22 protein-coding genes and 3 pseudogenes are annotated in these 23,039 nt (G+C 69.0%); 13 read left to right on the top strand and 12 right to left on the bottom strand.

Annotated features, from left to right (window positions below; translation table 11 throughout):
* Nucleotides 1–90: 90 nt before the first annotated feature.
* A pseudogene (locus CP976_RS43450) lies at nucleotides 91–270 on the top strand (aldo/keto reductase); the annotation flags it as partial.
* On the top strand, nucleotides 261–983 hold the full coding sequence (locus CP976_RS00665) for a FadR/GntR family transcriptional regulator (RefSeq protein WP_150478501.1): 723 nt from the start codon (nucleotides 261–263) through the stop codon (nucleotides 981–983). The pseudogene CP976_RS43450 and the gene CP976_RS00665, both read left to right, overlap by 10 nt.
* 218 nt (nucleotides 984–1,201) lie before the next feature.
* Here the strand turns inward: CP976_RS00665 and CP976_RS43445 are convergent, their stop codons facing one another.
* Nucleotides 1,202–1,363, bottom strand: a complete 162-nt coding sequence (locus CP976_RS43445; RefSeq protein WP_229876499.1) for a hypothetical protein — start codon at nucleotides 1,361–1,363, stop codon at nucleotides 1,202–1,204.
* Nucleotides 1,364–1,380: 17 nt separating this feature from the next.
* Nucleotides 1,381–1,626 (bottom strand): annotated as a pseudogene (locus CP976_RS44595) (beta-L-arabinofuranosidase domain-containing protein); the annotation flags it as partial.
* 266 nt (nucleotides 1,627–1,892) lie between these two features.
* Between CP976_RS44595 and CP976_RS00655 the strand changes: the two are divergent.
* Nucleotides 1,893–2,102 (top strand): DUF2180 family protein, encoded by a 210-nt coding sequence (locus tag CP976_RS00655; protein ID WP_063888921.1) that lies wholly within the window; start codon nucleotides 1,893–1,895, stop codon nucleotides 2,100–2,102.
* Nucleotides 2,103–2,448: 346 nt separating this feature from the next.
* On the opposite strand, the gene CP976_RS00650 is transcribed toward CP976_RS00655, so the two are convergent.
* The 3 genes from CP976_RS00650 to CP976_RS00640 form a co-directional block, all read right to left on the bottom strand.
* On the bottom strand, nucleotides 2,449–3,012 hold the full coding sequence (locus CP976_RS00650) for a dihydrofolate reductase family protein (RefSeq protein WP_150478500.1): 564 nt from the start codon (nucleotides 3,010–3,012) through the stop codon (nucleotides 2,449–2,451).
* A gap of 101 nt (nucleotides 3,013–3,113) precedes the next feature.
* On the bottom strand, nucleotides 3,114–4,445 hold the full coding sequence (locus CP976_RS44435) for a poly(ethylene terephthalate) hydrolase family protein (RefSeq protein ID WP_308430097.1): 1,332 nt from the start codon (nucleotides 4,443–4,445) through the stop codon (nucleotides 3,114–3,116).
* Between the two features lie 101 nt (nucleotides 4,446–4,546).
* The gene (locus CP976_RS00640) at nucleotides 4,547–5,941 is read right to left on the bottom strand and encodes a prolyl oligopeptidase family serine peptidase (RefSeq protein ID WP_150478499.1); all 1,395 of its coding nucleotides are present in this window, start codon (nucleotides 5,939–5,941) and stop codon (nucleotides 4,547–4,549) included.
* A gap of 425 nt (nucleotides 5,942–6,366) precedes the next feature.
* Here CP976_RS00640 and CP976_RS00635 point away from each other — a divergent pair, with 425 nt between their 5' ends.
* Both CP976_RS00635 and gap read left to right on the top strand, forming a co-directional pair.
* Nucleotides 6,367–7,323, top strand: a complete 957-nt coding sequence (locus CP976_RS00635; protein ID WP_150478498.1) for a GlxA family transcriptional regulator — start codon at nucleotides 6,367–6,369, stop codon at nucleotides 7,321–7,323.
* Between the two features lie 108 nt (nucleotides 7,324–7,431).
* Nucleotides 7,432–8,430: a type I glyceraldehyde-3-phosphate dehydrogenase gene (gap, locus tag CP976_RS00630; RefSeq protein WP_150478497.1), complete on the top strand. Its 999-nt coding sequence runs from the start codon at nucleotides 7,432–7,434 to the stop codon at nucleotides 8,428–8,430.
* A 208-nt stretch (nucleotides 8,431–8,638) separates the two neighbouring features.
* Here the strand turns inward: gap and CP976_RS00625 are convergent, their stop codons facing one another.
* Nucleotides 8,639–10,954 carry a hypothetical protein gene (locus tag CP976_RS00625; protein ID WP_150478496.1) on the bottom strand — a complete coding sequence of 772 codons (2,316 nt, stop codon included), beginning with the start codon at nucleotides 10,952–10,954 and terminating at the stop codon, nucleotides 8,639–8,641.
* A 242-nt stretch (nucleotides 10,955–11,196) separates the two neighbouring features.
* Here CP976_RS00625 and CP976_RS00620 point away from each other — a divergent pair, with 242 nt between their 5' ends.
* Nucleotides 11,197–11,499, top strand: a complete 303-nt coding sequence (locus CP976_RS00620) for a hypothetical protein (RefSeq protein ID WP_150478495.1) — start codon at nucleotides 11,197–11,199, stop codon at nucleotides 11,497–11,499.
* Between the two features lie 134 nt (nucleotides 11,500–11,633).
* Here the strand turns inward: CP976_RS00620 and CP976_RS00615 are convergent.
* From CP976_RS00615 to CP976_RS00600, 4 genes and pseudogenes are all read right to left on the bottom strand, one after another.
* Nucleotides 11,634–11,871: pseudogene (locus tag CP976_RS00615) on the bottom strand (LysR family transcriptional regulator); the annotation flags it as partial.
* Between the two features lie 316 nt (nucleotides 11,872–12,187).
* The gene (locus tag CP976_RS00610) at nucleotides 12,188–13,171 is read right to left on the bottom strand and encodes an ADP-ribosylglycohydrolase family protein (protein WP_150478494.1); all 984 of its coding nucleotides are present in this window, start codon (nucleotides 13,169–13,171) and stop codon (nucleotides 12,188–12,190) included.
* 264 nt (nucleotides 13,172–13,435) lie between these two features.
* Nucleotides 13,436–13,987: an aldehyde dehydrogenase family protein gene (locus CP976_RS00605; protein ID WP_167537246.1), complete on the bottom strand. Its 552-nt coding sequence runs from the start codon at nucleotides 13,985–13,987 to the stop codon at nucleotides 13,436–13,438.
* Between the two features lie 204 nt (nucleotides 13,988–14,191).
* On the bottom strand, nucleotides 14,192–14,980 hold the full coding sequence (locus tag CP976_RS00600) for an SDR family NAD(P)-dependent oxidoreductase (RefSeq protein WP_150478493.1): 789 nt from the start codon (nucleotides 14,978–14,980) through the stop codon (nucleotides 14,192–14,194).
* A 73-nt stretch (nucleotides 14,981–15,053) separates the two neighbouring features.
* On the opposite strand from CP976_RS00600, the gene CP976_RS00595 reads away from it, so the two are divergent.
* The 7 genes from CP976_RS00595 (at nucleotide 15,054) to CP976_RS00565 (ending at nucleotide 21,082) form a co-directional block, all read left to right on the top strand.
* Entirely contained in the window at nucleotides 15,054–15,668 is a 615-nt protein-coding gene (locus tag CP976_RS00595; protein WP_167537245.1) for a TetR/AcrR family transcriptional regulator, read from the top strand.
* Nucleotides 15,665–16,468 (top strand): maleylpyruvate isomerase N-terminal domain-containing protein, encoded by an 804-nt coding sequence (locus tag CP976_RS00590; RefSeq protein ID WP_208838916.1) that lies wholly within the window; start codon nucleotides 15,665–15,667, stop codon nucleotides 16,466–16,468. Before CP976_RS00595 ends, CP976_RS00590 begins: the two co-directional genes overlap by 4 nt.
* 57 nt (nucleotides 16,469–16,525) lie before the next feature.
* On the top strand, nucleotides 16,526–16,828 hold the full coding sequence (locus CP976_RS00585) for an ArsR/SmtB family transcription factor (RefSeq protein ID WP_150478491.1): 303 nt from the start codon (nucleotides 16,526–16,528) through the stop codon (nucleotides 16,826–16,828).
* The gene (locus CP976_RS00580) at nucleotides 16,825–17,217 is read left to right on the top strand and encodes a VOC family protein (protein ID WP_086854146.1); all 393 of its coding nucleotides are present in this window, start codon (nucleotides 16,825–16,827) and stop codon (nucleotides 17,215–17,217) included. The genes CP976_RS00585 and CP976_RS00580 overlap by 4 nt, the downstream gene beginning before the upstream one ends.
* A 159-nt stretch (nucleotides 17,218–17,376) precedes the next feature.
* The gene (locus CP976_RS00575) at nucleotides 17,377–18,057 is read left to right on the top strand and encodes a class I SAM-dependent methyltransferase (protein ID WP_150478490.1); all 681 of its coding nucleotides are present in this window, start codon (nucleotides 17,377–17,379) and stop codon (nucleotides 18,055–18,057) included.
* Nucleotides 18,058–18,377: 320 nt separating this feature from the next.
* On the top strand, nucleotides 18,378–19,775 hold the full coding sequence (locus CP976_RS00570) for an MFS transporter (protein WP_150485155.1): 1,398 nt from the start codon (nucleotides 18,378–18,380) through the stop codon (nucleotides 19,773–19,775).
* Nucleotides 19,772–21,082: an FAD-dependent monooxygenase gene (locus tag CP976_RS00565; RefSeq protein ID WP_229876494.1), complete on the top strand. Its 1,311-nt coding sequence runs from the start codon at nucleotides 19,772–19,774 to the stop codon at nucleotides 21,080–21,082. The genes CP976_RS00570 and CP976_RS00565 overlap by 4 nt, the downstream gene beginning before the upstream one ends.
* On the opposite strand, the gene CP976_RS00560 is transcribed toward CP976_RS00565, so the two are convergent.
* Together CP976_RS00560 and CP976_RS00555 are read right to left on the bottom strand one after the other, a co-directional pair.
* Nucleotides 21,018–21,710: a response regulator transcription factor gene (locus tag CP976_RS00560; RefSeq protein ID WP_150478489.1), complete on the bottom strand. Its 693-nt coding sequence runs from the start codon at nucleotides 21,708–21,710 to the stop codon at nucleotides 21,018–21,020. The genes CP976_RS00565 and CP976_RS00560 overlap by 65 nt on opposite strands.
* A complete protein-coding gene (locus CP976_RS00555) occupies nucleotides 21,707–23,035 on the bottom strand; it encodes a sensor histidine kinase (protein ID WP_150478488.1) in 1,329 nt (442 codons plus the stop codon). The genes CP976_RS00560 and CP976_RS00555 overlap by 4 nt, the downstream gene beginning before the upstream one ends.
* Nucleotides 23,036–23,039: the final 4 nt, after the last annotated feature.

The following is a 23,039-nucleotide window of genomic DNA, read 5'->3' as shown; positions in this document are numbered from 1 at the left end:
AGGCAAACATCGCATGTATTGCACTGCGCCATCTGCACGGGGTGCTGAACAGATGGTTGGACGAAGCTGAGCCGGAATGCCCTCTGTAAGCACCTCAGTATCATCAACGTCACCCTCGGCATGCGGACCCCGGAACAGGTCGGACGAAACGTGGAACTCCATGATCAGCAAATCCCGGACGGCCTCTGGGACGACCTCCGCACTCAGGAACTGATCAGGTCGGACGTGCTCACGGGGCACGGTGGGGGGAGGGACGAGCGGTGTCTCTGACGGACAAGGCGATCGAGCAGATCCGTGAGCTGATCCGGACCGGTGCCCTGCCGCCGGGCTCGAAGCTCCCACCGGAGCCGGACCTGGCCGTTCAGCTGGGCCTGTCCCGCAACCTCGCCCGGGAAGCGGTCAAGGCGCTGGCCGTCGCACGGGTTCTGGAGGTCCGGCGGGGCGACGGTACGTATGTGACCAGCCTCCAGCCGAGCTTGCTGCTGGAGGGTCTCGGCGGCGCGGTGGAACTGCTGCAGGGCGACTCGGTCGCCCTGCAAGACCTCATGGAGGTACGGCGGCTCCTCGAACCGATGGCCACGGCGCTGGCCGCCACCCGGATCTCCGACGCCCAACTGGCCGAAGTGAAGCGGCACCTGGACGCGATGCGCGAGGCCCGCGACGACGTCGAACAACTCAACGCCCACGACGCCGCCTTCCACCGTGCCGTAGTCACGGCCACCGGCAACGAAAGCCTCCTCACCCTCCTGGAAGGGATCTCCGGCCGCACCCTGCGCGCTCGCATCTGGCGCGGTCTGGTCGACGACAAGGCCGCGGGCCGCACGCTCGCCGAGCACGAGGCGATCTTCAACGCGCTGTCCACCCGTGACGCCGCCCTCAGCCAGGCCGCCGCACTGCTCCACGTGAGCAACACCGAGCAGTGGCTGAGGGAACACCTGCGCGCCGGCGACACCCATCCCTTCGGGACGACGGCGCGGAACTGACCAGGGGGACGCTGTCCGCCTCGACGCCTCGCCACGCCGCCCACCCGGCGCCGGGCTTCGCCGCCGCCCACACCGCGGGCTCGACGCGCTCGAGATGACGGCGGTCGCGTCAGCGCACCAGGCGTACTTCGCGCAGCCGGAAGGTGGTCCCGGAGCCAACCGCTTCGAACCGGATCTCGGCGGTCCCGGCATGACGGTCCGGGTCCAGTGGGGGGTACCTACCACCGCACCCAGGCACCACCGAGCTCGAACGAGCCCCGCTCCACCTGGCCCGCGGCCACTCGCTGCCACAGCCGCGCGCCGTCGGGAATGCCCCCGACGTCACCGGTGCCCAGAGCCTCCTGGCACTCGACGACGCCCTCAACCAGACGTTCGACCATGGCTTTTGGCCGGGGTCGTCCGTCACCGCGCTCATGAGAGCGGCACCCGACAGCGCGTGCCCGAGGGTGTGGCCGTCGAGCCCCGAGTTCTCCCAGTTGCCGTAGGACTCGGCGACCGGCGGCAGGCCGGCCTCGCGCCGCAAGGGTGCGAGGAGCCGGTCGGTGTCGAGGGACAGCAGGTAGCCGAGGGCGGTGGCCTGCGCGTCCAGGAACGGGCCGGGGGGAAGGCGTACCGCGCTGCGGGGAAGTGCCTCAACATACATGGGATGTATTAGCGGGTGGAGGTGGCGATCTTGTCAGAGCCGATGACGAGTACATCAGCTTGCCCTGGTGGATGGGCCTGTCCCTGGCCGACTGCCTCGCAGCACCGTGCACCGCCGTACGATTGACCTCGTCCTAGAATTGACAAAGTCTAATCTAGAGGTTTACGTTTCAAGCTCCTTGAGCGGGTGTGCGCGGCCTGGGTGGGTTTGGTTTGTTCGTGCTGGTTGGCCGCCATGCCTGACCCCTACTGAAATCGGAGTTGGACATGAGGTGCTACGACTGCCTCCAGGAGGCGCGCAGCGACACCGCCGGCATCGGCGTCTGCTCGCGCTGCGGCTTGGCCACCTGCGAGAACCACGCCCGCGTACGTCAGGTACACGTCACCCGCCAGATCGGTATGGGCTCTTCGCACGGCCGTGTGCCGGCACGCAGGGTGGTGTGCCACACCTGCGACATGGCAGAGACGGCGCAGTGACCCCGCAGGGTGCGTTAGCCACACCACATCACCGGTCGCAGAATGCGCGCTGTCCGTCCGAGCACGCACTCTCGGCCTCCCCGGACGCCGTCCCCGATCACCGGCGCGGCGTCCGGGCTTCAGCCTCGCGGCGGGTGATGATCTAGAGGCCCGGCCCGCCTGCGCATGTAACAGCCTCCCGTCGATATGTCATCGACATCGATACGTTGTCGCCGCACAGCCGACGAACAGTTGGCCTCCGCGTACACGCCTACGATCTCGGCCCACAACTGGGGTCCCGCGAGGTAGTGAGACGTATTCCGGCCCAAGCTGACAAGCTGAGGCGGCAGTGTTCCGAGACCCGGCCTCAGCGTGCCACGCGGTAGCGGAGGTAGACGACTCTCGAGCTGAAGGTGCGGGTCTCGACGAGTTCGAGATCCACCCGGCGCTCTTGCTGAGGAAAGAACGAAACGCCACCGCCGAGCAACACCGGGTAGACCATGGCCCGGTACTCGTCGATCAGACCCGACGCGGCCGCCTCGGAGGCGAGAGTCGCGCCGCCGATCGCGATGTCGCCTTCCCCCGGCTCGGCTCGCAACCGCTCGATCTCCTCTGCCAGGCCGCCGGAGGCCAGGCGGGCGTTGCCCTGCACCTCCGACAGCGTGGTGGAGAACACCACCTTGGGGAGCGGATTCCAGAGCGCGGCCCACTCGAGTTCGGAGTCGTCGAGCGACGGATTCTGGTCGGCGGTCTCCCAGTAGAGCATCGTCTCGTACAGCCGTCGCCCCAGCAGGTGGACCCCGACCTCTCGGATCTCGTCGATCCAGAAGCGAAAGACCTCCTTGTCGGGCGCCGTCCAGTCGAAGCCGCCGTCCGGCCCGACGATGTAGCCGTCCAGTGAGACGCTCATCGAATAGGTCACGCTGCGCATCAGACGTCCTCCTCGGTGACGGGTTCGACAGTACGACTCCGACGCCGCAAGGGCTCGTCGCGGCTCGCGGGATTCCCCGGGACAGGAGGGCTCTCTGCCGGTCAGAACTGGCAGGTGTCCATCCAGCGGGTGACCAGGGACGTGTTGTTCTTGTCGGCGTCACGAGCGGGACCGCACAGGAACGGGCTGAAGCGGGTGTCGGCACGCAGCCAGAGGCTGAAGAACGACACCATCCACTTGCCCTGCTTGGCCTTGTCGCCGTAGCCCGTCATCGGGCACAGATGGTCGCCCGGAACTTCGATGTAGAGCTTCTCGGCCTGGGACATGGAGTTGTACCAGGGCACCGCGTAACTGTTGCCGTGGGCGACGGAGTCGCTTTGGCAGGTCATGAAGAAGGTGGGCTCGGTGACTCCGGAGAAGTTCCCGTTCGGGTGGTACGGCGCAGTCGGCACGCCCGCCCGGAACCGCGGGTCGTCCCGGAGGGCCGCCATGACGCCACCGCCGCCCATGGAGTGACCGGTCGCGCCCAGGGTGCCGTTGAGCTTCCCCGACAGCGGGTTGCCGGGGGCGCTGCCGAGCGCGAGCAACTGGGTGCCGGCGGCGGTGATCTGGCGGCCGCGCGACTCGGGATCGTCGGTGAGTGTGTTCGTTCCGACGTTGATGACGACGAAGCCCCAGGAAGCGAGGCGGGGTGCGAGCCACTGAAGGTTCTGCTGTGTGCCCTGATAGCCCGGCATCAGCACGATGCCCGGGTACGAGCCGCCGGCCGTCGGGTACGTGACCGTGCCCGAGCCGTACCCGCTCGGGCGGGGGACGGTGTAGGTGGCGGTGGTCAGCGGCCCGTTGGCGGCTTCCAGGGCAGCGGTCGTGGGGTCCGGGATTCCGTTGCCCGGAGGGGTGCCCTCACCGGAGCCGTACACCTGGAACTCCCATAGGGAGTAGCCGTAGGCGGTGTCGCGCTGGGTGGCGTAGAGGCGGACGTACCGGCCGTTGCCGTCCACGTCGAGGGTCTGCGCGCCGCCGGTGCCTGCGGTGGTCGAGTAGATGGTGGTCCAGGCGGTGCCGTCGTCGGAGGTCTGGATCCGGAAGGTGCGGGCGTATGCGGCTTCCCAGCGCAGCACCACTTGGCTGATGGTGGCGGTGGCGCCCAGATCCACCGTCAGCCACTGCGGATCACTGAACCTGCTCGACCAGCGCGTCGCGGTGTTGCCGTCCACCGCCGCCGACGCGGGGGTGGACGCGTTCTCGCTGGACGAGGAGGTCACGGGTTTGCCCTGGGACAGCAGGTCGGCGGCGGCTGCCGGCGCGGCGGCGGCTGTCAGCAGGGTCAGCGCCAGGCCGATGGTGGTCGCCAGTGCGATCAGTGCCGTCAGGGGACGGGAGCGGGTCCGTAACGGCGCGGTGGTGTGGGTTGAACGACTGCATGGACGCATTGCTTTACCTCCGGAGAGCGATGAGAGCGCGGCAACCGGACAGCGTCGGCCCGGCCCTGCCGGCCACGGTGGTGGACCGGGCGACCGCCGCGAGGGGCCGACTACCGGGACTGTGCGAAGAGCCAGTCGATGACCACGTCGTTCTCGTACGTCTGGGCCCATGAAAGGTGTGGGTTCACCGGTGTCGTTCCGGCCGTGTAGCTGGTGAACAGTACGTGACTGCGCGTGGCCCGGGCCTGCCGTAGGAGAGCCCGTGACCGGGCCTCGAACTCTGCCTTCGGCAGGTCGTTGGCCCACTCCCCGCGGCTCACCCGTGCACCGGCGGTCTCCAGCGCGTTCATCAGGGTCCAGGTGCCGGGATTGCCGAACCGGCCCTCCCGGTAGGGGACGACCGGGTCGTCGACCGAGTGGTCGGCCCACATCGGGATGTGCGTGATCCTGTCCATCGTGGCCGCGTCGCCCCAGCCGGCCGTGGGCAGGGCGGCCGCGAACACTTCGGGTCGCTTGGCCAGCAGACTGTAGATGCCGCGGCCCCCTGAGGACAGGCCGACCAGATAGAGCCGGTCGGTGTCGACATTGCGCGAGTGCTCGCGCACGAAGGTGTCGATGAGTTCGATGAGCGCGGCCTGGACCTTCGCGTCGGTCCAGTCCGTGCCGTCGGGTCCGTCCATGGGACGGGGGAGGGGGATCTGCGGAGAGAGGACGAACGCGGGGTCGCGGCGCTGCCGTTCCGGTTTGGCGAACGTGACCGCGATCCGGTTGGACGTGAGCTGGGTCATGTTGTTGTCCGCGACTTCGCCACCGCCGTGCAGGGTGATGACGAGCGGGTACCGCGTGCGGGTCTCCGGGTTCCGTATGAATCCCGCAGGCTGGTACAGCCGGAAGTCCAGTTCGAAGCCTGCGGAGTCGGTGAAGGAGCGGGCGGCGAAGTCGTCTACCACGGGAGTGATGACGTCGTCGTTCCGGTGCGCGAACGGACCGGCCTTGAGCACCGGTTCACCTTCCGGCGTACGCACGTCCGCCACCTGCCTGACGGAGTAGGCGCGGTCCAGCGGAAGGGGATCGGTGCCGGACGCCCGCGCGTTGGAGTCGTTCGGATCGAGCTCGACGATCAGGTGGTCCCCCGGCCGTCCGGGGTGAGAGCGGTCGTCCACTTCGGCGGAGGTGTTGGAGTAGACCCGGGTCACCGTGCGAGCCGCTGTCTGTCCGCCCACGGTGGCCCGCACCTGGAAGGCGGTGGGCGGGACCGTCCCGCCGCGCAGGTCGATGCGATGCGCGTACTGGATGGCGACCGCTGTCACCAGCCAGTTGTTCCTCGGCGTCACCCGCGTGAGGAGGACCGTCCGCAGGACCGGATTGAGGCCGGAGGCCGCTTGCCGTCCTGCGGACGGGGCTGTCGTGGCGTCGGCGGCCGCCGCGGTCGCCGTGCTCACCGTCGGCGCCGCGACCGCACCTGCGGTGGCGGCGAGCACCGTACGTCTGGAGATCGATCTCATGGGTCCTCGTCTCGCTCGGCGGGGCACCCGGACCGGGTGCCGTGGTGTGGGGATCCGGTCGTCCTGCTCTGAACTCACGGACGGCTGCGGCACGTTGGAGACCATGGCGCGGCATGAGCGGTGACGATCCGCGAAGGTCATCGTGGTGACTTCCCGCTGAGACGGCGATCGTGGCGGATCCCGGGGCTGCCGGCATGCGGCGCTCGCTTTCTCGGGGACGGCCCTCTGCGGCGGTGGAGGGCGGAAGCTGGGCGGGGACACCGAGGTGTTACGCGAGAGTTTCGGAGCACCACCGGATCCCTGTCCAGCATCAAACCGGGATCTGTCCATGCGATTGACGCATCAATGCAAGGAGGCGCGCCCTGTGCTCGCGTGCCGGTCCGCGCAGTGGGCGTACCGAAGTCACGCCCACGTAACCTCTTCCTGTGCCAGCTTCCCGCCTGCATCGCGTCGCCGTCCTTGTGCTCGAGGGTGCGAAGCCGCTCGATGTCGGAATTCCCGCGCAGGTCTTCACGACCCGAGCGAGCATGCCGTACGAGGTGCGGGTGTGCGGGGCGACACCCGGTCTCGTGACCGGCGGCGATGGCCTCGCGTACCACGTCGCCCACGGCCTCGACGCGCTTGCGTGGGCCGACATCGTCTTCGTCCCCGGCTACCGGTTCCCGGACCGCGACGACCCGCCGCAGGCCGTCGTCGAGGCACTGATCGCCGCCCACGACCGGGGCGCCCGGCTCGCCGCCATCTCGACGGGCGCCTTCGCGCTCGCCGCCACGGGCCTGCTCGACGGCAGGCGTGCCACGACGCACTGGCACTACACGCGGGCACTCATGGCAAGGCACCCGCTCGTCCAGGTGGACGAGAACGTGCTGTTCGTCGACGAGGGCAGCGTGCTCACCTCGGCCGGCGCCGCCTCCGGCATCGACCTGTGCCTGCACATCCTGCGCGGCGACCTCGGAGTGGCCGCGTCCAACCACGCGGCCCGGCGTCTGGTCGCCGCCCCCTACCGCAGCGGCGGCCAGGCCCAGTACGTGCCGCGCAGCGTTCCCGAACCGCTCGGCGAGCGGTTCGCCGCCACCCGCGAGTGGGCGCTGCACCGGCTCGGCGAGCCGCTCACCCTCGACATACTGGCGCGGCAGGCGGGGGTCTCGCCGCGCACGTTCTCCCGGCGCTTCGTCGAGGAGACCGGCTACACGCCGATGCAGTGGGTGATGCGCGCCCGCATCGACCTGGCCCGCGAACTGCTCGAGTGCTCGGAGCGCAGCGTCGAACAGATCGCCGCCGACGTCGGGCTCGGTACGGGCGCGAACCTGCGCCTGCACTTCCAGCGCATCCTCGGCACCACACCGAGCGACTACCGGCGCACCTTCACCCGGGGCGAGTAACACGCCCGGGCAGCGCGTGGCGAGATCCTTTTGAACCGTGGCGATACCGCCACTGTCAGCGGTGCGAGCCGCGGGCGAGCCTGGTGTGGAAGGGAAGGGACATCACTCATGACTCGCATCGCCATCAACGGATTCGGCCGCATCGGACGCAATGTGCTGCGCGCCCTGCTGGAACGCGACAGCACGTTGGAGATCGTCGCTGTCAACGACCTCACCGAGCCCGCCACACTCGCCCGGCTGCTCGCCTACGACAGCACGGCCGGCCGGCTCGGGCGCCCGGTGACCGCCGACGGGGACGCCCTCGTCGTCGACGGCCGTCGGATCACGGTGCTGGCCGAGCGCGAACCGGCGCAGCTGCCGTGGGCCGAACTCGGCGTCGACATCGTCCTGGAAGCCACCGGCCGCTTCACCTCGGCCAAGGCGGCCCGGGCCCACCTCGACGCCGGCGCGAACAAGGTGCTCGTCAGCGCGCCGTCGGACGGCGCCGACGTCACGCTCGCGTTCGGGGTCAACACCGACGCCTACGACCCGGCGCTGCACACGATCGTCTCGAACGCCTCCTGCACCACCAACGCGCTCGCGCCGCTGGCCAAGGTGCTCGACGACCTCGCAGGCATCGAGCACGGGTTCATGACGACGGTGCACGCCTACACGCAGGAGCAGAACCTGCAGGACGGGCCGCACCGCGACGCCCGTCGCGCCCGCGCCGCCGGCGTCAACATCGTGCCGACCACGACCGGTGCCGCCAAGGCGATCGGCCTGGTGCTGCCGAACCTCGACGGCAAGCTGTCGGGCGACTCGATCCGCGTACCGGTGCCGGTGGGCTCGATCGTCGAACTCAACACGACCGTCGCGCGCGACGTGACGCGCGACGACGTGCTGGCGGCGTACCGCGCTGCGGCGGAGGGGCCGCTCGCCGGCATCCTCGAGTACTCGGAGGACCCGCTGGTGTCGTCCGACATCGTGGGCAATCCCGCCTCGTCGATCTTCGACTCGGCCCTCACCCGCGTCGACGGCCGCCACGTCAAGGTGGTCGCGTGGTACGACAACGAGTGGGGCTTCTCGAACCGTGTGATCGACACGCTCGAGCTCCTCACCACCCGCTGACCGGACTCCGGGGTCGGGACCCCGCCTCCGGCGACCGCGCCGGCCGGGGCGCTTCCCTTGGGCGCTCTGGTTGACCAGCCGGGCCAACCAGAGCGCTCAGTCACACAAGCGGGCCGCGCTGAGTGCTGCGGTGTCTCGGCATCGCTCCCGATCACCTGCCCTCGTCAAAGATCGTTTGCCTCGCCGGGCGGCTGACGGGCTTGTGCGGTCAGATGCTTGAGATGAGTCTGTTGATGGTTCGGCGGGCCGTCCACCGCAGCTGCTGCGTTGGTCCGAGGACGACCGCCTTGCCGGTGAACTGCATCGCGTACAGGCTCAGTTCGACGCGTCGGGTGCCCCAGATCGAACACATGCGGTCCTCCAGTTGGTCTGCGATCTCGTTGAGCGATGTCCTGTCCAGCATGCCGATCAGAGCGAGCTGGTAGTCGAGCGGCTGAGAGCGCACGACGTGATCCAGGAGCCGCATTGCGACCCGGGTGGACTGGCCCTTGCTGGGCTCGTGAAGGCGTTGGAAGTTTTTGAGCAGCACAGCTGCATGCCCGGCTGACTGCTGGGGGCCGGCGGCTTCGAGTACGGCATCGAGGTGCGTATCGAGGCGGGCCGTGTGTAGGGCGAGGCTGAGGTTGACCACGCTTGAGGCGGTGCCCCCGCGGGCCTGGATTGCCAGGCCGGCGGGGGTCAGGTACTTGGGGCGGGTGGTGTGCAATCTCAGCAGTGCGGCGCTGACGTGCCCTGTGGGGCGGTCTTGTGTGGTGCAGGTGTAGATGGCGTTGGCGTGTTCGTGCAGGTCGCCGTCGAGGAGGGCGATGAGCATGTCCGCCGCGTGTTCGGGACTGCAGAGGGTGGCCGCCTCGGCCAGCAGGGAGAGGGAGTCCATGCCAGGATGCATCTGATCCAGGCAGTGCATCAGGACGCGGGTGTCGGCCTGTGTGCGTGAGCGCACGCAGGCTGTCAGGGCGTCGGAGGCGTCCTTGTGACGGCCTGCGACATTGAGGTCGATGATCAGCTGGGCGAGCTCGGCTGCCGGGCGCATCTTGAGCGCATGCGAGAGCACGTCTGACGCGGCGTCGTGCAGGTTCGCGGTGTGCAGGGCTGACACGAGCGCCACGAGGTGGCCGGTGGTGCGCTGCTGGGTCTGCGAGAAGACGTCGGCCGCAGCCGTGGAAAGTCCCGCCCTGCGCAAGGCGCCGATCAGTTCCGCCACGTCGGTGGCCACACGGCTGCGTGCCATCGCGCTCTGCAGCGCGTCGGCGAGGGACCCGAAGCCGGACGCGTGTAAAGCGATGACCAGTTCGGCGAGTTCGCCGCACACGCGGTCCTGCGCGGGGCAGGCCACGGCCTGCACCAGGGCGTCACCGAAGGAGGGGTCCGTCAACAGGCCGCAGACGGCCAGGACCTCCGGCACACTGCGGTGAGCCACCGTGGCACTGAGCAGGACCAGCACCGCGTCGCGATGACCGCGACGGTGCAGGATCCTGGCCAGTTCGGCGAGACCCTCAGGGCTGTGCAGTTCCACGGACGCCTGCAAAAGCGCGGCCGCAGGTTCCTGCAGACCGGCCCTCAGCAGTTCCCCGATGAGATCCGCCATGTCACCGACCGGCCGCATGGCCACCATGGCCGGCAGCGCCGCTTCGGCATGCTTGTGCAGTCCCGCTCCATAGAGGGCACCGAGCAAAGCCTGAACCTCCGCCACCGGACGGCACCGGCTCACCGACGTGACGAGTTCGCTGGCAATGACCCCACGCGGGCCCGTGGCAAGCCCGCCGACCAGCTGGACCAGTTCGGGCACGGAAGCTGTCCGGTCCGCCGCTTCGAGGGCCTCCATGAGGGACGCCCCCGAAACGCCCTCGTTGAGCAGCCCTTCGGCGGCATCGAGCTGCTCCTCCAGGAGATGGCAGCGCTCCTCGGCCATCCGAAGCTCCACCCTGGTGTCCTCCAGTTGCCGCCGCAGATCGGCCACCTCGTCCCGCAGAGCCCTGCCGGCCCGCGTCAGGGTGCCGCAGCGCTCCCGCCACACTTCGAGGGCCGCCGTGTACGTATGCCGCTGCTCGTTGAACTTCGCCTGTAGTCCCGACTGTTCGACAGACTGTCGTGCCAACTGCTGCTGGCGTTCGTCGATGGCCTCCAGCAGGGCCCGTTCCCGTAGCCGGAGCCGGCGCACTTCTTCATCCTGCTCGAGAAAGCGGTCCTGCAGACGCTGCAGGTCTGCACCCGGTTGACGGCACTCACTGACCGCGTCGTGCAGCCTTCGCAGTCCCGCCATCGCGTCCGCAGTGACCGGCGCCCCACAGTGCTCCGCCACGTCAGCGAGCAGGGTGGTGACGAAGGACCAGGGCGTGCGCCGGCTGCCGTTGAGATACCGGCTCACCGTCCCCGGGTCCATGTGCCGACGCCCCGCGTACGCACGGACGCTGACGTCCAGCCGGGCGAAGTACGTACGCAGATCAGTGACGAACGCTTCCACCGTAGGCGGCAGGTCGGGGCTGAGCGCAGCCAGCCCCGTGGTCCTCGCTTTGGCGTCCATGGTTCCCGTCCCGTTGTTCCGTGAGCGCTGCCACCAACAGGACAACTATGGCGAGCCGGAGGGGAGTCCGGTCGCTTTCAGGGTGTTTCCAGGCTCATCGGCAACAGTCTGTCCGTTGCCATGACAGCTGGCTGCTGATGCAGCCTGCCCGGCAACACCCCGCGCCCAGCAGGATCGGACACAGCCGGCCAGCAGGCCTGTGCCGGCTGATCGTCCATGGCAAGCGCACAGCAGGAGAAGCCGTGTTCCTCAGCAACAACTCCGCTCAACCCACCGCACCGTCGGCCATCACGCCCCCACGGGCCGCCCGCAGTGACTTCCCCCGGCAGGAAGGGCCCGGCCGGGTGACCCTCGAAGTACTCGCGCCTCGGCGGGTCAGCGCGACCGGCAGCGCCGCGGTCCTCAGCAACATCCTGCTGGTCACAGGTCTGGTCAGCGGCCAGATCCCGGCCACCCCCGAACTCGTGTGGCCGCTCGTGGCCTTGAGCATCGCCGGCATGGCCTACGACCTCGGGCGCAAGGCGATCACACGCGACCGGCTGTGAAGCCGAGCTCGCCAGTGCGTGCTTCTGAAGCTAGGTTCTGAGTGGCCTGGAGTCTGGAGTCCTACGCCGGCCTGGTGTCCGAGAACGCCGGGTGGGCCGGGCAACGGATCTGCCGATGCTGCGAGACCAGCAAGGGCCCGCGCCGTCTCCAGACTCCGCACGGCCTCCCGGGCAGGCTCGATCAGAGCCCTTCCGGCCTCCGTCAGGACTGCCCTACGCCCGATCCGATGGAACAGCTCGGAGCCGAGATCACGCTCCAGTGCCCGCACGGCCTGCGACAGCGACGGCTGTGACGTACAGAGCCGAGGCCGCACGGTTGAAGCCTCCACGATCAACAATCGCAAGGAAGTACTCCAGCTGCCGGATGTCCATACGCGCCCTCTGCCCTCAAGAAATCAACCGACGGCTCAACTGGTCCTGATCATGGCTGCGTGAAGGAACGCCTCGACGAAGTCGGACCACCGATGGACTGACCGTAATCCTCACTGAAGTGCGGTCACAGCCGACGGAGGCACTCAATGGCTAGCGCCGCCCGCGGCTGAGGCGCTCACCGGCAACTCGGCGTGAAATGCGCGTGCCCGCGGTTGGGACACAACGAGGGACCGGCAGGCGGCGGGCCCCCGCGCTGTGTAGTGCGAAGCCGGACCGTGCCGACCGGCGGGCGAAGCCGAGGGTGGCCTTCGCCGCCTCAACAGCCCCCATCGGTCGGCGGATGACCGGCGTGACTGGTTGCGAGGCGGTGGGCAAGGTGGAGCAGATCTGCCAGGTGCAGTACCCGTCCGTCGAATCCGGGGAGGGGGACATGGAGCGGCAGGGTCCAGTGGGCCGGGATTGCATCCAGCCCGTAGTACGCCCCCGCGAGGCCTCCGGTCACCGCGGCGACGGTGTCCGTGTCACCGCCGAGGTCGATCGCCGCGCGTATCGCGTCTTCGAAGCTGGTGGTGGTGCGCAGGGCCCAGACGGCGGATCCCAGGCAGGGCCAGACGGCGCCGTTGAACTCGGTTGCCTGATCGGGGTGCCAGTCGGGTGCGAGGACGGTGGCGTAGCGGCCGCGGTGGTCGGGGTGGACGAGAGCCAGGATGTCCGGAAGCGCGGTGAGGGGGTCGGTGTCCTCGAGCGTGACGCGGATGAGTTCGTGGAAGATCGCGGTGCCTTCCCAGGCCGCGCGGTCACCATGGGTGAGGGCAGCGATGCGCCGGGCTGCGTCCATGGTGGCTTCCTGGCCGGCGGCCGCGAAGTGGACCGCGGAGGTCGACGCCCTCATCAAGGAGCCGTTTCCCGCTGCTCGTCGGTTGACCTGGAAATGGATCGCGGCGGCGAGGTCCCAGGGCATGCCGTTGGTCAGGACGTCTTCGGTCTGCAAGCCGATGTCCTTGGGTTCTGATGCTGCCCACTGCTGGAAGCGGGCGAAGATGTCCGGCAGGTCCAGTCCGCCCCACTCCAGCAGTGACTCCGCGACCAGGACGGCCATCTGCGTGTCGTCAGTGGCCTCGCCGGGGTCCCAGCCACCGCCTCCGCACATCTCGCCGCCGGCACCGGGCGCACCGGGCGCACCGGGCGCGGAAAACCGCGCGGAGAACGCTCCCTGGGGACCGAACTCGAAAGGGGCGCCCAGAGCATCGCCCACCGCTGAGCCGACGACCGCGCCGGCGGCACGCTGAATCCGCTTCATTCGCGCAGATTAGCTGTGCCGCACCGACGGCTGCGCGGCCCAATTCCTTCTTTCGGCCCATCAGTTGCTTGGCAGTGACGGAGACGAGTGCCCGGAACCCGTCCCATACCGGTTCCGCGACCAGCCGGGCCGCAGATCGACGCGTTCTGGTTCTGCTGGCGGCGCGCCGACATGACGCACGAACACCGACGATCTGTCTCCGGACGAAAGCGAGGTCGACGAGTTCATCTGCCCCTCGGCGACGACGGCGCACACCGCCATCACTCAATGACGACGCTCCGAAGCGACCGCCTTGGTCGCTTGAACCCGTCTGGCCTGCACTTGGCGGCGGAAGCCGCCGGTTATCGAGCCGCGACTGCCCGAGTCCGACCACCGCGCTCTGCAAGCGCACGCGGCGCGGCCGCACGCCGCCTTCATCACGGGCCGTCCGACTTCGGTGCTGCCGGTGAAGACGAGATGGTCGAAGGGCAGGGAGGAGAACGCGGCACCGTCGCCGCTGACGATCGTGACCTGCTCGGGTGGGAAGAGCTCGCTCAGTATCGACGCGAGCACGGTGTTCGTCGCCGGGGTGAACTTCGACGGTTTGAGCATGACGCGGTTGCCGGCGGCGATCGCGGTGACAACCGGCATCAGCGACAGGTTGACGGGATAGTTCCAGGGTGAGATGACCCCGACCACTGCGAGCGGCTGGTACTCGATGCGGTTGGCGCCGGAACGCATGTGCCAGGCGGTGTGGCGGCCGGTCGGGCGCATGAATCTTCGGAGATTGCGCTCCAGGTAGTCGACAACCTGGATGATGCCCCCGAGCTCCATCATCGCGGTCTCGTGTCGCGAGCGATTTCCGAAGTCAGTGAGGGCGCTCCGTCGCGGAGATGGGCAGCGCGCTGAACAGCGAGGATGCGACCGAAGCGCTCCGCGTCCGTGGGCTGTGAGGCGGCTTCTGTGATGGTCACGGTGTTGTTCCTTAGCTGCTGGTGACGGCGACTGCTGCTGGTGGGAGCGACGCAGGAGCAGTGCCGGCTAACGGCGGGCCATCCGGCCCATGAACCGGACGATCAGGCGGCGCGGCAGGAACTTGCTGGCGAGGGCGAGCGGGCGGCCGTTGGTGATCACCGACGGAGGCGCGGAGCGGCGGTCGAGCGTGTCGAGGGCGGTCCTGACGACGTGCTCGGGGGTGACTCGCTTCGCGCCGTAGTCGGCCGTCTCGCTGCCGGCGGCGTCGTAGAACTCGGTCTTCGTGGCGCCGGGGCACACGGCGAGGACGCGCAGGTCGGTGTCGTGGGTCTCCTCCCACAGCGATTCGGTGAAGCTGAGGACGAAGGCCTTGGTGGCGCCGTAGACGCTCAGGTACGGGGTCGGCTGGAAGCCCAGCAGGCTGGCGACGTTGATCAGGATGCCGGTGTCGGCGGAGGTCAGCGGGTCGATGTAGGCGCGGCTGAGGTCGACCAGCGCGCTGATGTTCAGCGCGATCATGCTCTGCAGGCGGTCCGGGTCCTCGTCGGCGAGGGCGGTGTGGCTGCCGAAGCCGGCGTTGTTGACGAGTCCGGTGGCGTAGATGCCGCGGGATTCGAGTTCGGCGCGCAGGGTGCGGCCGGCGTCGGGCTGGCCGAGGTCGCGGGCGACGGTGTGCACCGTGACGCCGTGGGCGCGGGTGAGTTCGTCGGCCAGGTCCTTGAGCCGGTCCGCGCGGCGGGCGACGAGTACGAGGTCCGCGCCGCGACGGGCCAGCTGGCGTGCGAATTCCGCGCCGAGGCCGGAGCTCGCTCCGGTGACGATGACGGTCTGGCGGCGATAGTCGATTTTGCTCATGGCATGCACTCTACGCACTTCTTTGCACTGAGTGCAAGAGAGTGCATCACGTGAAGAGATGTACCATTGGTGCATGGCCCAGAAACCGGCACCTCTTCGGGAGCAGACCCGTTCGGTGGTTCGCTCGCTCCTCGCCCGCACCGCCCTCGAACTGTTCGCCGCCAAGGGGTACGACGACACGACGCTCGAGGAGATCGCCGCCGCAGCGGGTGTCTCCAAGCGGACCCTGTTCAACTACTTCCGCAACAAGGAAGACCTCGCGCTCAACGGCTTGTCCGAGCAGGGGGAGTTGATCGCGGCGCGGCTCGCCGAGCGCCCGGCCGACGAGGACCCGTGGACGTCCCTGCGCGCGGCGTTCCAGGTGCTCGAGGAGATCGACCTCACGGCCGAGCGCCGGCTGGAGATGATCACGCTGCTGTTCGGTAATGAATCCCTGCGCGCCGGCCACGCCGAGAAGCAGGCTCGCTGGCAGGACTTGTTCGCACCGCTGATCGAGCCGCGACTGCCCGAGTCCGACCACCGCGCCCTGCAAGCGCGTGCGGTCGCGGCCGCGGCGATCACCTGCCTCCAGGCAGCAACAGAAGAATGGATGCGCCTGGGTGGACAGGCCGACACCTTCGACCTCTACGACGCGGCCGTGCAGGCGATCCGCCGTCCCGCCTCACAACCGGAGAAGAAGACGACGTGAGCAATCGCCTGCCCGCGGCGGACCTGCCGAACATGGTCGCTGCCCTCCGCGTCGAACGCACCGAGATGCTGAACTTCACCGGCAGCCTCGCCGACGACGAATGGACCGCGCCCAGCGCCGCAGCCGGATGGCGCATCGCCGATGTCGTCGCCCACATCGGTGCGACGGCACGGAGCTTCTACACGCCCGCCGGGTTGCGCACGATCTTCGCCGCAAGCCTCGAACAGGTGAATGAAGACCCTGTCGGTCGACGGCGAGACCGGAGCCGTGCCGATGTGATGGCCGAGTACCGGCGCACCAGCCGGCGAGCCACCGCGCTCCTCGACGCCGTGAGACGCACGCCCGCCGCCCGAGTGCGGGTACGGCTGGCCGAACTCGGTCGCTACCCCATGGGGCTGATGATCGGTGGCGCACTCGTCTTCGACCATCACACGCACTTGCGTCATGACATGGCCCCAGCGCTCGGTCGGCCCGTGCCGCCCACCGAGGCCGACAGGATGCGCGCAGTCCTGACGTGGATGATCGCCGTACTGAGCAATCAGGTCGCGCAGGCGCCCGTCGCCGGGCTCGACGCCCGCGTCGCACTGACTCTCACCGGCCCCGGCGGCGGGACCTGGTGGATCGACGTGGCAGGCGGCCTGGCTCCATCCAGCGGCGCGGTCGCCGCGCACGTCACCGCCCCCGCGCTGACCTTCCCCGACTGGGGCACGCAACGGTCGTCCTGGCGCGACAGCGACGTGACCGTCACCGGCGACACCGAGCTCGCCGCCCGCTTCCTCGACACCGTCAACGTCATCTGACGGGTGGGGGTGCTCGTCGACTTGATATGCAAGTGAACAGTTGCCTATTGTGTGGTCGTGGCCGATGACCTATTCAAAGCCTTGGCCGACCCCACCCGCCGCACCATCCTCGATGAGCTAGCGGAGAAGTCCGGACAGACGCTGTTCGAGATCTGCTCCCGGCTGAGCATGAAGCACCAGCTCGGCATCTCGCGCCAAGCGGTCTCCCAACACCTCGCCGTGCTGGAGGCTGCCGGGCTCGTCGAGACACGGCGGGAGGGCCGCTACAAGTTCCACGAGCTGAACACAGCCCCGCTGCGGCAGATCGCCGAGCGATGGCTGGTGGCCGATACGTCCGGACCAGAGAAGAGCACTCCATGAAGATCCATCTGACCAGCGTTTTCGTCGACGACCAGGCCAAGGCCGAGCACTTCTACACCGAGATCCTCGGCTTCGTGAAGAAGCACGACGTGCCGGTGGGCGAGAAGGACCGGTGGCTGACCGTCGTCTCGCCCGAGGAGCCCGAAGGCACCGAACTCCTTCTGGAGCCCGCGGGCCACCCGGCCGTCAAGACCTTCCGTGACGCACTCGTCCAAGAGGGCATCCCACTCGCCCAGTTCGCCGTCGACGACGTGAAGGCGGAGTACCAGCGCCTGCACGGCCTCGGAGTCCGCTTCACCCAGGAACCCCTGGAGATGGGCCCCGTCACCACCGCCGTCTTCGACGACACCTGCGGCAACCTGATCCAGATCGCGACCAAGCCGCAGTAGGCAGTCGCCCGGGTGCGCGGATCGGCCACTGCGGCGACCGGTCCTCGCCCTGAGAATTCGCCGGCGGCGTAGGCATGACTCCGAGGTTCTTTCGGGCGCCAGTTTGCCGGACCGGCAACAGGAGTGGCAGACCCGGATCCGGTGGGCGACGGTGGGCCCGTGACCGACAACATCGCAGCAACATCGCCCGCGTCCGGAATCCCCTCACCCGCCGACGACTATGTGGGAGACCCCGCGGTGCGGGCGGAGTGGGACAACCGCTACGCCGAGCGACAACAGTTGTGGAGCGGCCGGCCCAACGGCGCGCTCGTGGCAGAGGTCGCCGGGCTCACACCCGGGCGGGTACTCGACGTCGGCTGCGGCGAGGGCGCGGACGCCGTCTGGCTCGCGCGCCGCGGCTGGGACGTGACCGCGCTCGAGGTCTCTGGCGTGGCGCTGTTGCGGGCGGCCGGGCACGCGCGGGACGCCGGCGTCGCCGTTCACTGGGTACACGCCGCACTCACCGAGGCGGTGCTCCCGCCGGCCTCCTTCGACCTGGTTTCCGCGCAGTACCCGGCCTTGCTGCGCACCGCCGACGCCGCGGCCGAGCGAGCACTGCTCGCGGCCGTCGCGCCCGGCGGTGTGCTGCTGGTCGTACACCACGCGGGGGTGGACACCCGGCAGGCGGACGACAGCGGCTTTGATCCGGCTGACTACGTCTGGCCCTCGATGGTCGTCGACGCACTCGACGACGACTGGGAGGTGGAGGTGGACGAGCAACGGCCACGTGTGGCACTCGACGGTGGCGCCGGCGCGCACCATAGCGACGACCTGGTGCTGCGCGTGCGCCGGCTGCGCTGAGAAACTCCTCGGAGTTCAGACGCAGTCCTGCAAGGCCCAAGTCGGCTTGTAGTGCGTAGGCACCAGGACGGGTGAGTGGCTGGTCCGGGTGCACCAGGCCAAGACGGCTGCGGGGGACGATGCCCGCCAGGACACCAAAGGGGAGTGTGGGAATGCGCGAGATCTCGCGCATTCCCCTTCTCTAGTGGTGTCTGGAGTGATCAGCAGGTGGCGACTTTTCTCTACCGGATCGGACGGTGGGCCGTCCGGCGGCTCCGGCTCGTGGGTGGTCTGTGGCTGGGTGCCCTGGTGCTGGACGAGCGCCCGTGAACAGGACGTCCATATCCGAAGCCGTGGTCTCCCCGGTCCGCAACGGGTGGCTGTCGATCGGTGCCCTCGGTATCTTGGCGCTCGCCCTCGGCACTTTGCAGTCAGTGGTGGAGCCCGCTCTCCCGCTGCTGCAACGTGAGTTGGGGGTCAGTCCTGCCGAAGGGGCTTTGATCGGCAACGCATTACTCATCACCGGCGCGGTCATCACGCCCGTCGCGGGCAAACTGGGCGACCGCTACGGCGGAAAGCGGGTGCTGGTCCGGCTGATGGCCGTGGTCTCGGCCGGTGGTCTGATGGCCGGCCTGGCGCCGAACCTGCCGGTGCTGTTGCTCGGTCAGATATTGCAGGGCGTCATGGTGGGCGCGCTGCCCCTCTCCTTCATCCTGGTGCGCAAGCACCTCCCGACAGGAGCGTCACAGGCGGCGATCGGGCTGGTCGTCGCGCTGTTCACGGGCGGCAGCACGGTGGGAATGCTGTGTGCCGGTCCGATCGCGGAAGAACTGTCCTGGCAGTGGATGTTCGCGCTGCCGACGATCGCGATCATGGCGTCGACGTTGGCCGTGGCTCGGCTGATGCCGCATGATCCGCCGATCCCATCGGACGACAGGATCGACTGGCCCGGCACGGTTCTGCTGAGTGGCACGTTGCTCGCGTTCATGCTCGGGCTCGTGACGGTGACGAGGGACGGCGGCGTGCCGCCACTCGCTGTCGGTGCCATCGCGGTGGTCGTGGCCACCCTCGCGACCGGATGGGTCGTCGTCGAGCGCCGGACAGCCTCGCCGTTGGTCGTTCTGCGCATGCTGGCGAAGCCCGCTATGTGGAATGCGTGCGTGCTCACTTTCGTCATCACCACCAGTTTCGGGATGGTGGCCTTTCTGCTCCCGCAACTGTTCGGGGTATCGGCCGACGGGTACGGATTTGGAGCCGGCACCACCGACATCGGACTGTTCCTGCTTCCCGGCGCCATCGCCGGTGCGGTGAGCGACTCGGTGGGCGGGATCGCGGCGCGGCGTTTCGGTCCGCGTGCCGTGGTCATCGTGGGCACCGTCGTCACGGCGTCCACGATGATCGCCCTGGCGTCGCTGCACACCGAGGAGTGGCAGCTCGTCCTCGCGAAGGTGCTGACCGCGTTCGCCGCGGGCGTCGGTACCACGGCGTTGCTTGCCGGCACCGCCACCGCCATCGAGACCAAGGACATCGGCATCGCCACCAGCCTGCTCGTGGTCACTCGCGTGATCGGCGTCGCCCTGGGCGCCCAGGTCGCCGGCGCGATTCTCGACGCCGGGGCCGACCTGACGACGGGTCAGCCGACGGAATCGGCCTTCGTCACAGGCTTAGCCGTCGCCGGCCTCGTCGCCGCGTTGTCACTGCTCGTTGTCCGCATCACGAAAAAAGGAGCCCAGGCATGACACCGACCGGTCTGCCGATGGACGTGACTGCAACCGCGAAGCGCAGAGTTCTGATCTCCGGGGCCAGTATCTCCGGGCCCGCGCTGGCGTACTGGCTGCACCGGTCCGGATTCGCGGTCACAGTGGTCGAGAAGGCAGGCGCACTGCGCGACGGCGGCTACCCGATCGACGTCCGCGGGACCGCGACAGAGGTGGTCCGGCGGATGGGGATACTGCCGCAATTACAGGACGCGCATGTCGGCTTGCGTCGCTGCACTTTCCTCAACGCCGATGGCAGTGAAGTCGCCTCGCTCACCCCGAGTGCCGTTGCAGGCGGTGCCGAGGGACATGACCTCGAGGTGCGTCGGGGGGATCTGGCCGCGATCCTCTACGCGATGGTCCGCGACGACGTGGAATTCCTGTTCGGCGACTCCATCGACACCCTCGACCAGTCCGGACAAGGGGTCGACGTCACTTTCCGCAGTGGGCAACGGCGCACGTTCGACCTGGTAGTCGGCGCCGACGGTATGCACTCACATACCCGGGAGTCCCTGTTCGGCCCCGAAGCCCGGTTCCACCGCTATCTCGGCTACTGCTTCGCCATATTCACCATGCCGAACACCTTCGGGCTCACCCGCGAGGTCATGATGTGGAACACCCCGGGGAAAGCCGCGGCCCTCTACGCCGTCGGGGACAACGACAACGACGAGGTGCACGCCTTCCTGAACTTCCACCAACCACAACCGCCGTTCGACGCCCTGCGGAACCCTGACGCCCAGCGGGACCTGGTCGCCACGACCTTCGCAGGAGCGGGATGGGAGGTCCCTGGCATGGTCAACGCCATGCGCGACGCGGATGACCTGTTCTTCGACACGGCCGGTCAGATCCGCATGCCCCACTGGTCCAGCGGCCGCGTCGCGCTCGTCGGTGACGCCGCGTACGCACCCTCGTTCCTCACCGGACAAGGCTCAAGCCTCGCACTGGTCGGTGCCTACATGCTCGCCAACGCCCTGGCCGCGAACCGGGACCACACTGCGGCCTTCGCCGCCTACGATCGTGACGTTCGCGAGTTCGTGGCCATGAATCAGGCACTGGTCGACAACGGTGCGGCCACGCTCTTTCCCACCACGGCGCGGGCCCTGGAGCAACGCAACACCATGCTGCGTGATCTCGTCACCATGCCCTCAACGACAGCACGACCGGCCCACTCAGCCCTTGCGCTGCCCGAATTCGCAGGGCACCGAAGGGGCTCCCGGTACCGGGCTACGACAGGCGGTCCGTGCCGCCGTCGGGGGCTGCGTGGGCCAGGCCCGTCCGGTAGGCGATGACGACGAGCTGAGCCCGGTCGCGGGCCTCCAGTTTCGTCATGGCGCGCTGTACGTGGGCGCGGACGGTGAAGGGGCTGAGGAACATCCGCTCGGCGATCTCCTGGTTGGACAGGCCGGTCGCTACCAGGGCCACCATCTCGCGTTCGCGCGGGGTGAGCATGGCGAGTTGTTCGGCGTGGTGCGGCGGGGCGTCGTCCGGTGTGGCCAGGAAACGGGCGACCAAGGAGCGGGTCGCGGCGGGGGACAGCAGCGTGTCGCCGTCGGCGATCGTACGGACGGCGTCCGCCAGGTCCTCGGCCCCGATGCCCTTGCCGATGAAGCCGCCGGCCCCCGCGCGCAGCGCCTGAGCGACGTACTCGTCGGTCTCGTACGTGGTGAGGATCAGGATGCGGCTGGCGCGCAGCTCCGGGTCCGCGCAGATCTCCGACGTGGCGGTGAGACCGTCCACCTCGGGCATACGGATGTCCATGACCACCACGTCCGGGCGCAGCTCCCGGGTGAGTCTCACCGCCTCCCTGCCGTCGCCGGCCTCGCCGACCACGGTGATGTCGTCGGCGCTGTCGAGAAGCATGCGGAAGGCACCGCGCAGCAGGGCCTGATCGTCGGCGAGGAGCACCCTGAGCGTCACGCTGTCCCCCCGGGCTCTCCGTCGCCCGTCCGTCCGTCGCCTGGCACTCCGTCGGCCATCCGTCCCTCATCGGTGGTCGTCGCTCCGTCAGTGCTCCGTGCCGTGTCCTTGGCGGGCGGGAGGGGCAGCTGGGTGGAGACGAGGAAGCCGCCCTCCGGGCGCTTGCCCGCGGAGAGGTGTCCACCGACCGCGGTGGCACGTTCACGCATTCCGATCAGACCGTAACCGGGGGGACGGTCCGCCGCCGTGGACGCACTCGGTTCCGTGGACACGGGCGGTGCCGTACGAGCGCTCTCTCCGTCGTCGGCGATGGTGATGGTCACGCGATCGCGGTTCCAGGCGAGGTGCACCCGGGCGCTGCCGGTGCCGGCATGCTTGGTCACGTTGGTCAGGGCCTCCTGGACGATGCGGTAGGCGGTGAGGTCCACCCCCGGCGGCAGCGGCCTGGCCGTGCCCTCCTGGTGCACCGACACCACCAGGCCCGCGCGGCGGAAGGAATCGAGGAGCGCGGGAAGCCGGGACAGCCCGGGCGCCGGTTCGGCGGACGCGGGCGCGTCCCCGGCCTGACGCAGCAGACCGACCGTGGCCCGCAGGTCGTCGAGCGCGTCGGCGGTGGTCCCGACGAGTTCCTCGAGGCTCTTGCGGGTCTGCTCCGGGCGCGCGTCGAAGAGGTGGGCGGCGACCGTGGCCTGTGCGTTGGCCAGGGTGATCTGATGGGCCACCAGATCGTGCAGTTCCCGGGCGATGCGCAGCCGTTCCTCGGCCACTCTCCGGCGCGCCTCGCTGTCCCGGCTCTCCTCGGCCCGCCGGGCCCGCTCCTCCACGGCCGCCAGGTAGGCCCGTCGGTTGCGCACCGAGTGACCGAGTACGCCGGCCACGAGCGGGAACACCGCCACCACTCCCATCCTGCTCGCGTCCTTCCACGACAGGTCCCCGGACAACGGGATGGAGGCGACCAGCACCGCGGAAGTGAGCAACACCGCGCCCGCCGCGCGCCGTTCGGTGCGCGCGGCGAGCGAGTAGGAGTAAGCGGTGATCACGGCGGGGGCCACGATGAGCGGGGTGAGCAGGAGGCCCAAGGGCGGCACCAGCACGCCGACCGCGGTCGTGGCAGCCAGGGCGGCGAGGGGTGCCCGGTGCCGTACCGGCAGCACGGCACAGGACACCACGGCGATGACGTAGGCGGTGGCACGCGGCGCTGACAGGGTGTCGTCGACCTGCATCACCCCGCCGAGCAGACAGAACGCGAACGCCGTCGCGGTGATCGCCGCCTCCCGCCACCACGCGTCGCGTGATCGCGGCCCACCGCCCCCCGTCTTCGTCATGGCC

This window comes from Streptomyces coeruleorubidus (assembly GCF_008705135.1).
Lineage (GTDB): Bacteria > Actinomycetota > Actinomycetes > Streptomycetales > Streptomycetaceae > Streptomyces > Streptomyces coeruleofuscus.
This window is presented reverse-complemented; position numbering and strand designations above follow the sequence as displayed.

What these genes read in the sequence shown, in the direction of transcription:
- CP976_RS43445 (WP_229876499.1), bottom strand. Translation starts at nt 1,363, where the DNA reads ATGGTCGAACGTCTGGTTGAGGGCGTCGTCGAGTGCCAGGAGGCTCTG.
- CP976_RS00655 (WP_063888921.1), top strand. Translation starts at nt 1,893, where the DNA reads ATGAGGTGCTACGACTGCCTCCAGGAGGCGCGCAGCGACACCGCCGGC.
- CP976_RS00650 (WP_150478500.1), bottom strand. Translation starts at nt 3,012, where the DNA reads ATGCGCAGCGTGACCTATTCGATGAGCGTCTCACTGGACGGCTACATC.
- CP976_RS44435 (WP_308430097.1), bottom strand. Translation starts at nt 4,445, where the DNA reads ATGCGTCCATGCAGTCGTTCAACCCACACCACCGCGCCGTTACGGACC.
- CP976_RS00640 (WP_150478499.1), bottom strand. Translation starts at nt 5,941, where the DNA reads ATGAGATCGATCTCCAGACGTACGGTGCTCGCCGCCACCGCAGGTGCG.
- gap (WP_150478497.1), top strand. Translation starts at nt 7,432, where the DNA reads ATGACTCGCATCGCCATCAACGGATTCGGCCGCATCGGACGCAATGTG.
- CP976_RS00625 (WP_150478496.1), bottom strand. Translation starts at nt 10,954, where the DNA reads ATGGACGCCAAAGCGAGGACCACGGGGCTGGCTGCGCTCAGCCCCGAC.
- CP976_RS00610 (WP_150478494.1), bottom strand. Translation starts at nt 13,171, where the DNA reads ATGAAGCGGATTCAGCGTGCCGCCGGCGCGGTCGTCGGCTCAGCGGTG.
- CP976_RS00605 (WP_167537246.1), bottom strand. Translation starts at nt 13,987, where the DNA reads ATGATGGAGCTCGGGGGCATCATCCAGGTTGTCGACTACCTGGAGCGC.
- CP976_RS00600 (WP_150478493.1), bottom strand. Translation starts at nt 14,980, where the DNA reads ATGAGCAAAATCGACTATCGCCGCCAGACCGTCATCGTCACCGGAGCG.
- CP976_RS00595 (WP_167537245.1), top strand. Translation starts at nt 15,054, where the DNA reads ATGGCCCAGAAACCGGCACCTCTTCGGGAGCAGACCCGTTCGGTGGTT.
- CP976_RS00580 (WP_086854146.1), top strand. Translation starts at nt 16,825, where the DNA reads ATGAAGATCCATCTGACCAGCGTTTTCGTCGACGACCAGGCCAAGGCC.
- CP976_RS00565 (WP_229876494.1), top strand. Translation starts at nt 19,772, where the DNA reads ATGACACCGACCGGTCTGCCGATGGACGTGACTGCAACCGCGAAGCGC.
- CP976_RS00555 (WP_150478488.1), bottom strand. Translation starts at nt 23,035, where the DNA reads ATGACGAAGACGGGGGGCGGTGGGCCGCGATCACGCGACGCGTGGTGG.